We start from the raw sequence: 8,406 nt of genomic DNA, 5'->3' as shown, positions 1-8,406 counted from the left end.
TTGCTGGAACAGTCTAAAATGTTTGTTTTGCCTGAAAGAAGATCAAGGCAATGCCCTAGAGTCGTCAAAATAAAGCCTCAAAAGTACCCAAGAAAATGCCAGTCAATTTCTTAACTGACTGGCATTACTTTCATTGGGAGCTTTTTTTGTGAGGTTTCGTCGAAAGGACTTCAATCATCGTCCTTATATTGGATGGTTGTCATTTGAGCGGATGACAAAAAAATGAAAAACAGGGTACTTAGAGCGTGATAAAACCTGCCGCAACATTGATGCTAATAGCGAGAATAGAGGTATTAAAACCATAAGCTAAAATAATGTGCAGAATATTGAGAATACGCATCGAACGTGAGGTAATGGAAACATCCGCGGTTTGCGCAGAAGTGCCAATCACATAACTAAAATATAAAAAGTCGGGATAGGTCGGTTGAGCCGTTTTGGGAAAGTCTAAGCCTGCATCTTGTTGGTCTGCGAGAGCGAGATAATAGTCATGTGCATAATGAATGGCAAACACGGTATGCATAAAGAACCATGCGCTAATAATTGTAAGTAAGGACAGCGCTAAGTGCCCATATTTGATGGTTGGATCATTCGGAAGGTGAGTCAACTCCAATACAATCGCAATTAAGCACATGAGCAAAGTCATGATCACCAACAGTAGAATGATCCATTTACTGGCATCTTGCTGTTGTGCATGTTGCAGAATGTGTCGATGATCAACGGACCACAGGGTGGTCATGGTTTTAATTAAATAACTTGAGACGGCAATATTCCAACTGATCAATAAATTGGTCGACCAAGACCAGTCGGTAAATGTATTCAGCAGCGTAAAAAAAACAGCAGTCAGCAAAAAACTAATGAAAAAGAATGGGCGAAATTTCATTGCTGTTTTTAAACGCTGCAAAGTGGGCATTGGCATAATCTTCTCCTTCTCTGTTTTATTATTTTTTCGTGCAGCTAAAGTCGCAAGATCTACTTCAGTACCTGTCTGTGTTCGGACTTCAGTTGTAGGGAACCTGACAAAAGCCAGTTTTTATTAGCCTATCCTAGCTTAAAAAGAATACAAATGAAAAAGCGAGATGTCATCGACATCGCTTAAAAACAAAAGGGTGAAAATACGCTTGTCTTACAGAGTATAGTTCTATGAGAAAGGCGCGTAATTATTTATTCAGAAAATAGTGGCGCGCCGAATGAGATGAGTAATTAGAACTCACTGCAGACTTATTCGCGGTTAATATCCAAATAAAATACCCGAGTCAGTAATTCTATAAATTTAATCACTGCTAGGGAGCTGTTATGTTTACGATAGTTCACATACAGATCCAAATACGGCAGCTCAACCTCAAGTGGACGAATTACCGTGTTGTTCAAGCTAAGTGGCGCAATGTAACCGGGTAAAATTGTACAGCCGAGCCCTAAGCCAATCGCGTTGATATTGAATAGAATGTTATCGGCTTTTTGCACAATATTGAATTCGATATTGTGCACTTTGGCAAATTCCAAAATGGTCTGGTGCAAAGTCTGTGACTGCTCGGCTGCGGGAATAATAAAATCAATGCCATTTAATGCTTTAACCGGAATTCGCTCATATTTGGCCAAAGGATGGTCTTTCGGCAACAGGAAAATGAGTGGTTCACGCAGTACAAACTGGCTTTCGATTTCATCACTATGGACATTATTTCGTGTAAAGCTAATGTCCAACTCCCCTTTTTTCAGCAAACGCAATTGCTCAGTATTGTTCATACTGAATAACTCAATTTTTAACTCTGGGTTTTGCACTCGTAAATTGGGCAGGACATAAGGAAAAATTTTCATTTCCGCAACAGGAACAAAACCAATGCGCAGCATCTGCTGTTTGGCTTGTGACACTTGGCGTGCCATAGCAACCGCTTTGTCTGCCTGAGCTAGGGTTAGACGTGCTTGTTCAAGGAAAACAGCGCCTTCTTCCGTGAGTTCAACTTTTCGCTTGGTTCGATACAATAACTGCACACCGACATCTTCTTCAAGGTCTTTGATTTGCTGACTTAAAGAGGGTTGGGCGGTATAAAGTTTCAGTGCTGCTTTACTAAAGTTCAGTTCTTCAGCAACAGTAATGAAATAGCGAAGGTGTCTAAGTTCCATATAAATAACCCACTGACTAATCCAAAAAATGTCTTACTATGACTGAGGTAAAGTATAATCGATAAACAACGATGTCGTGAAGATGATTCAATTATTGAGAAAATAAATGATCTTGGGTTGATTTTTGAGATTTTCGTATATGAAATAACAGGTTTAATAATTGCTAAAAGGTATTAATTAAATATTGAAAATAGTTCATTCCAATCACCTGAAAATCATGGGGAGGTGAACTACATAAAAATACAATTGTGTTTTGCTGAAATTGGATATGATAAAAACATAAATATAATTTAATTGAACATATGGGCTAAAAATCGATATGGCAGATTCAAATAAACTGGTGGTCTATGCCGCGCTGTTGGGGAATTTAGCCATTGCGCTGGTAAAATTTATTGCGGCTTATTTGACCAACAGCTCTGCCATGTTGAGTGAAGCCATTCACTCTGTTGTGGATACCTTAAACGAAATTTTACTGTTATATGGACTGAAGAAGTCGAATAAACCTGCCAATTTTAATCATCCTTTTGGCTATGGGCGAGAGCTGTATTTTTGGGCCTTCATTGTATCTCTTATGGTCTTTGCCTTAGGGGCATTGGTGTCTATGTACAATGGGATCATGCACATTTTGCACCCTGAACCCATTTTAAACCCGACCATCAATTATGTTGTACTTGGCTTTGCATTTGTAAGTGAAGGTATTTCATGGTGTGTTGCTCTGAAAGTGTTTCGTAAGGCGAAAGGTCAGCAAGGTTATTTTGAGGCCTTTCGTCGCAGTAAAGACCCCACCATGTTTACAGTTTTGTTTGAAGACTCTGCTGCATTAATTGGTCTGTTGATTGCTTTTCTTGGTATTTATTTGGCACATCGTTTAAATATGCCTGCACTGGATGGGGTGGCATCTATTCTGATTGGGCTGGTTCTGGCGGTATCTGCTTTTCTACTGGCACGAGAAACCAAAGGTTTATTGCTTGGTGAAACCGCGGACCTGCATGTACGGCAAAATATTTTAAAAATTGCCCAAGACGATGAAGGCGTACTGTCGGCCAACGGCTTACTGACCGAGCAAATGGGCGCCAAACAGGTTTTGGCCTCGTTGAGCGTGGAGTTTGAAGATCACCTCACTACCGATGAGATAGAAGCGTGTGTTAATCGCATTGAAGTAAAAATTAAACAAAAACATCCTGAAATTGTGGCACTCTTTGTGAAGCCGCAATCAAAAAAAGTGTGGTTAGAGCGAATGCAAGGACGCTTGGAATAGGTTAAGGTAGAGGTCAGTTTTCAAAACTGGTCCTGTTACTGGTGTATTGCAATAAAGATAACGACGTTAAATGAAGCCAAAATCAACTGAACTCCATTATCAAATTCCGACTGAAAATACCATGTCCCATACATGGCGGCAGCCCGAATTTCAGTTCCTACACTCCGACCATTATAACGGGACTCGCTTTGTCAATTCGGTTCGTCGACCTGAGGGCCGTAGTCGAGGCGACTTGCTGAAATGGTTGATTAAGCGTAAATCTTCGACATGGAATGTGGACTTGGCGCAAGAATATGCACACTTTCATGCCGATAAAAAAAGCCTGCCGCAAGATCGCCCCCATGCCGATTTAAATGATTGGCAGGTTTGGTTTGTGGGTCATGCCACGGTATTACTCCAAATAGGGCCCTATAACTTATTGACCGATCCTGTATGGGCGGAACATGTCAGTCCGAAGCAAGGGCGGGGACCACGCCGTGTTATGCCTGCTGGCATTGCCTTGGAAGATTTACCGACCATCCATGCGGTGCTCTTGAGCCATAACCACTATGACCATATGGATATTGCCAGTCTGAACTGGTTGTATGAGCGTTTCGCCATGCCCATTTATACAGGGCTAGGCAATGGATGGTATTTACCCAAGCACTTACAAGTATTGGAAATGGACTGGTGGCAGTCGGCGCGTCTGCATGAATTAAAACTGGTCTATACCCCAGCACAGCATGGTTCTGGCCGTGGCCTACGCGATCAAAACCGTGCGTTATGGGGCGGGTTTAGTATTCACTGTGGCGCTGACTATGCTTATTTTGCGGGGGATACGGGTTATTCACCGCACTTTAAAGAGCTGCATCAACGTTTTGGCGCACCGCGAATTGCGTTACTGCCTATCGGGGCATATGAACCGCGTGAGCTGATGCGCTATATGCATATGAATCCGCAAGATGCTTTTCAAGCGCATAAAGACCTGCATGCCAAATGCTCGATGGCTATTCACTATCGTACCTTTCAGCTGACCGATGAAAGTCGTGAACAACCCGAAATTGACTTAAAAGTGGCGATGAAAAATAGCTCGAAGCTGATGAATCCGTTTGTCTGTTTAAGAGAAGGTCGACGTTTAAACGTGTAATTGATGCTTTATATGTAAGATCAGGTGATGGCTGGCAAAACAGTCATCACCGAGACCATAAGGACATCACCAAAATATCTTTCAAAAAAAATCTAAAAACCGAAAGTATGCCTCTTTTTTTGTTTAATTTTGGCTCAATCTGAGCCGCGCTCATTGCTAGTAAGGCTTGTCTGAGTTTTGATTGATAAGCTCAATTGAAAATGCCCATCAACCTCGCATCAAAAGCTTTCCTTGCTGCTATTTTTTCGTCGGATCTTATCTTATTGAAAAGCTAAAATTCTTTCTTTCTTAAATATTTACATAGAATAATCCGATTGTTTTTATTCGTAAAACTCGCTTTAGATTGTCATCAAAAGGGGCTATGTTAGAACAGTAATAATTACTTTAAACGGTTCATGATAATCATAATTTGATGATCAAATTTGGAGCTCGACATGACACAGAATATGCAAGCCTCAGGTTGTCCATTTCACCAAAAAGATGGTGGACAAACGAGTTTAGCCAGCACCAATAATTCTGATTGGTGGCCCAATGCGCTCAATCTCGACATCTTGTCGCAACACGATAAAAAAACCAACCCGATGGATCCTGATTTTGACTATGCAACCGCATTCAAATCATTGGATTTAGAAGCGGTGAAACAAGATCTTCGTGAACTCATCAACAGCAGTCAAGAATGGTGGCCATCTGACTATGGCAGTTACATTGGGATGTTTGTGCGTACCGCGGCACTTGGCGGGTTCTTACCGTAAACAAGATGGACGTGGCGGTGCCAACACAGGGAACCAACGCTTTGCCCCTCTCAACAGTTGGCCTGATAACGTCAACACCGATAAAGGCCGTCGCCTACTTTGGCCAATCAAACGTAAATATGGCAACAAAATTTCATGGGGCGATTTAATCATTCTTGCAGGAACCGTGGCTTATGAAGAAGCAGGCCTGAAAACCTTTGGCTTTGGTGGTGGTCGTCTAGATATTTGGGCACCCGAAAAAGACATTTACTGGGGTGAAGAGCGTCAATGGCTGGCACCAACGGCAAACCGTTATGCCAATGACCAAGACCGTAAATCGCTTGAAAATCCATTAGCTGCGGTACAAATGGGCTTAATTTACGTCAATCCAGAAGGGGTTGATGGCGTCCAAGATCCCCTTCGTACTGCACAAGACATGCGTGTCACTTTTGACCGTATGGGAATGAATGATGAAGAAACCGTTGCACTCACTGCGGGTGGTCACACCGTAGGGAAAGCGCATGGGAATGGTAAAGCTCAAAACTTAGGGGCAGATGTCGAAAGCGCTGACGTAGAGTTTCAAGGTCTCGGTTGGCATAACTCTGAAGGTACAGGCAATGGCGCGAACACCATGGTCAGTGGTTTAGAAGGGGCTTGGACCACACACCCGACCAAATGGGATAACGAATTTTTCTATCTACTGTTCACTTATGAATGGGAAAAAACCACCAGTCCAGCGGGTGCGAAACAATGGGAACCGATTAACATCAAAGAGGAAGACAAACCTGTTGATGCACATAACCCGAATGTACGTCGCAACCCAATGATGACCGATGCCGATATGGCGCTGAAAATGGACCCTGAATACCGTAAAATTTCAGAGCGTTTTTATGCAGATCCAGCTTACTTGTCTGAAGTGTTTGCGCGTGCTTGGTACAAGCTCACTCACCGTGACATGGGACCAAAATCCCGCTACTTAGGCGCAGATGTGCCGAATGATGATCTGATCTGGCAAGACCCAATTCCATCGGTCGATTATGTTTTGTCTGAAGCTGAAATTGAAGACTTAAAAGCGAAGTTGCTAAATAGCGGTTTAACTTCGGTTGAATTGATTAATACTGCTTGGGATAGTGCGCGGACTTTCCGTGGTTCAGACTACCGTGGTGGTGCCAATGGTGCACGTATCCGTCTTGCACCACAAAAAGACTGGGTGGGCAATGAGCCTGAGCGTTTAGCCAAAGTTTTGGCGAAGCTTGAAGAAATTCAGGCGAGTCTGGCGAAAAAAGTCAGCATTGCAGACTTGATTGTATTGGGCGGTACGGCAGCTGTTGAAAAAGCGGCGCATGCTGCGGGTGTGAATATCAAAGTTCCGTTCCTTGCAGGCCGAGGCGATGCGACTCAAGAGCAAACAGATGTCTATTCTTTTGAAGATTTACTCCCGAAACATGATGGTTTCCGTAATTGGGTCAAAGAAGATTACAGCGTACAGCCTGAAGAAATGTTGTTAGATCGTGCACAATTACTCGGTTTGACTGCACCTGAAATGACGGTGTTGGTTGGTGGTATGCGTGTACTCGGCACAAACTATGCAGGTACACCAGAAGGTGTGTTGACGGCTCGCGTAGGGGTATTGAGCAATGACTTCTTTGTCAACTTAACCGACATGAAATATAACTGGAAACCCGTGGGTAAAAACCGTTATGAAATCGTGGACCGTGCGACAGGGGCAACCAAATGGACGGCGACACGTGCAGACTTAGTCTTTGGTTCAAACTCGATTTTACGATCATATGCAGAAGTGTATGCGCAAGATGACAACAAAGAGAAGTTTGTAAAAGACTTTGTTGCTGCTTGGGTAAAAGTAATGAATGCAGACCGTTTTGACGTGAAGTAGTTTAATTGAAATAAAAAACCGTCCTTAAGGACGGTTTTTTATTTCAATATATTGATATTATTAAATTTTGTATTATTTTTGTATGGCGTGAATTATGTTAATTTTAAAGTGGATTAATGCGATAGGAGTTATTCACATGTGCTTTTTCCAGCCTCTACCTGTTTAATACTAATACCGCTGTTATTTTCTAAAATACAAATTTGAGAGTTAAATGACTTATTAATAGTGCTTAAAGTAATTGTATAAGCTAAATTTTTTTCTAACTTATCTAATGGGATAGCTATACAATTTTTTTCACTAATAGGTAAGTCTGTTTTTGAGTAAGATTTTTCATATTCACTTTGATATTCTTTAGAAAAGTCAATTTTTGCAAAATGAACTAGAAAATTATCTTTTCCATAATCTTTAGATTCATTCGTGAAAAGACATAAATTATCATTAATAATTTTTGTATTAAGATCTCGACTCTGCTGATTACAACCTATAAGCACCATTGCTACAAAACTATATATTATTTTTTTCATAATCACGATTTCGGTAATAAATTTTTATTTGAGGGGTTAAGTAAAAAATCTCTTAATATTTTCTCAACATAGCCTAATAATTGTAAACTTTTTTGATGATGATCCCGTTTGGGATTAACTTTTTGTAAATAACAAGCATCAAACCAAAACTCAATAATTCTACCTTGTTGTTCAAAGTTAAAATCTTGAAATTTTTTATTTAAATCTCGACCTCCTAAGTCCGTGTCATAGGCTTCTAACTCATTGTCCGAGTCAACAGAATTGACCTCCGAAGTATATCCTCCTTTACATAATTGTTTTATCCCAAGCCAACCAGTTGATGTCCCCATTTGATATTGCCAAACATGTACCATTTCATGAATAAACCAATGACGGTTTTCACCTGTAGCTTTGCTATAGTCAGGTGTTTTTAAGTAATCATCTTTCGGTAAATAGATTTCCCCAGCAGGCGTCATGGCATTACCTGTTTTTGTATGTATTAAGCCACCTAAATGTATCCAGACCTTAGAGTAATCAATTGCATCTTTAAAAATCAGGCGAGACATAGCTATTTCACCAGAAGTTAACTGTCTTTTACTTCCGACTTTAATAATAGTAGCAGCTTGATTTTTCATCTCTGCATCTATTTTTTGTAATTGGCTTTGTTGCACAAAGGTTTCATAACTATATGATTTTAAAAGTTTTGATTATTTTTGATCCAAAATTAAATTTATTTAAATCAAATGCTTACATATTTATGCAACAAAGCCTTTGTA

At 40.8% G+C, this 8,406-nt stretch carries 6 protein-coding genes and 1 pseudogene; 3 read left to right on the top strand and 4 right to left on the bottom strand.

Going from position 1 to position 8,406, the window contains the following annotated elements:
• Positions 1 to 238: 238 nt before the first annotated feature.
• Both MF4640_RS17785 and hcaR read right to left on the bottom strand, forming a co-directional pair.
• Entirely contained in the window at positions 239 to 916 is a 678-nt protein-coding gene (locus MF4640_RS17785; protein WP_078390414.1) for a DUF1345 domain-containing protein, read from the bottom strand.
• 302 nt (positions 917 to 1,218) lie between these two features.
• Entirely contained in the window at positions 1,219 to 2,118 is a 900-nt protein-coding gene (gene hcaR / locus MF4640_RS17780) for a DNA-binding transcriptional regulator HcaR (protein WP_078390413.1), read from the bottom strand.
• 319 nt (positions 2,119 to 2,437) lie between these two features.
• On the opposite strand from hcaR, the gene MF4640_RS17775 reads away from it, so the two are divergent.
• From MF4640_RS17775 to katG, 3 genes and pseudogenes are all read left to right on the top strand, one after another.
• Positions 2,438 to 3,376, top strand: a complete 939-nt coding sequence (locus MF4640_RS17775; protein WP_078390412.1) for a cation diffusion facilitator family transporter — start codon at positions 2,438 to 2,440, stop codon at positions 3,374 to 3,376.
• A 70-nt stretch (positions 3,377 to 3,446) separates the two neighbouring features.
• Complete coding sequence (locus tag MF4640_RS17770; protein ID WP_078390411.1) at positions 3,447 to 4,502, top strand: MBL fold metallo-hydrolase; 1,056 nt, start codon at positions 3,447 to 3,449, stop codon at positions 4,500 to 4,502.
• A gap of 434 nt (positions 4,503 to 4,936) precedes the next feature.
• A pseudogene (katG, locus tag MF4640_RS17765) lies at positions 4,937 to 7,127 on the top strand (catalase/peroxidase HPI).
• 128 nt (positions 7,128 to 7,255) lie between these two features.
• Here katG and MF4640_RS17760 read toward each other — a convergent pair.
• Both MF4640_RS17760 and MF4640_RS17755 read right to left on the bottom strand, forming a co-directional pair.
• Positions 7,256 to 7,657, bottom strand: coding sequence for an NF045616 family extracytoplasmic (lipo)protein (locus MF4640_RS17760; protein WP_335343051.1), 402 nt, complete (start codon positions 7,655 to 7,657; stop codon positions 7,256 to 7,258).
• Positions 7,654 to 8,265, bottom strand: coding sequence for a hypothetical protein (locus MF4640_RS17755; protein WP_212130960.1), 612 nt, complete (start codon positions 8,263 to 8,265; stop codon positions 7,654 to 7,656). The genes MF4640_RS17760 and MF4640_RS17755 overlap by 4 nt, the downstream gene beginning before the upstream one ends.
• Positions 8,266 to 8,406 lie beyond the last annotated feature (141 nt).

This window comes from Acinetobacter sp. MF4640 (assembly GCF_002018895.1).
In the GTDB taxonomy this organism is placed as follows: domain Bacteria; phylum Pseudomonadota; class Gammaproteobacteria; order Pseudomonadales; family Moraxellaceae; genus Acinetobacter; species Acinetobacter johnsonii.
Note: the sequence above shows the minus strand (reverse complement) of the source record. Positions and strands in the feature narration are given on the sequence as shown.

Coding starts and splice junctions, on each gene's coding strand:
- MF4640_RS17770 (WP_078390411.1), top strand. CDS start 3,447: ATGAAGCCAAAATCAACTGAACTCCATTATCAAATTCCGACTGAAAAT.
- MF4640_RS17785 (WP_078390414.1), bottom strand. CDS start 916: ATGCCAATGCCCACTTTGCAGCGTTTAAAAACAGCAATGAAATTTCGC.
- MF4640_RS17755 (WP_212130960.1), bottom strand. CDS start 8,265: ATGAAAAATCAAGCTGCTACTATTATTAAAGTCGGAAGTAAAAGACAG.
- MF4640_RS17775 (WP_078390412.1), top strand. CDS start 2,438: ATGGCAGATTCAAATAAACTGGTGGTCTATGCCGCGCTGTTGGGGAAT.
- hcaR (WP_078390413.1), bottom strand. CDS start 2,118: ATGGAACTTAGACACCTTCGCTATTTCATTACTGTTGCTGAAGAACTG.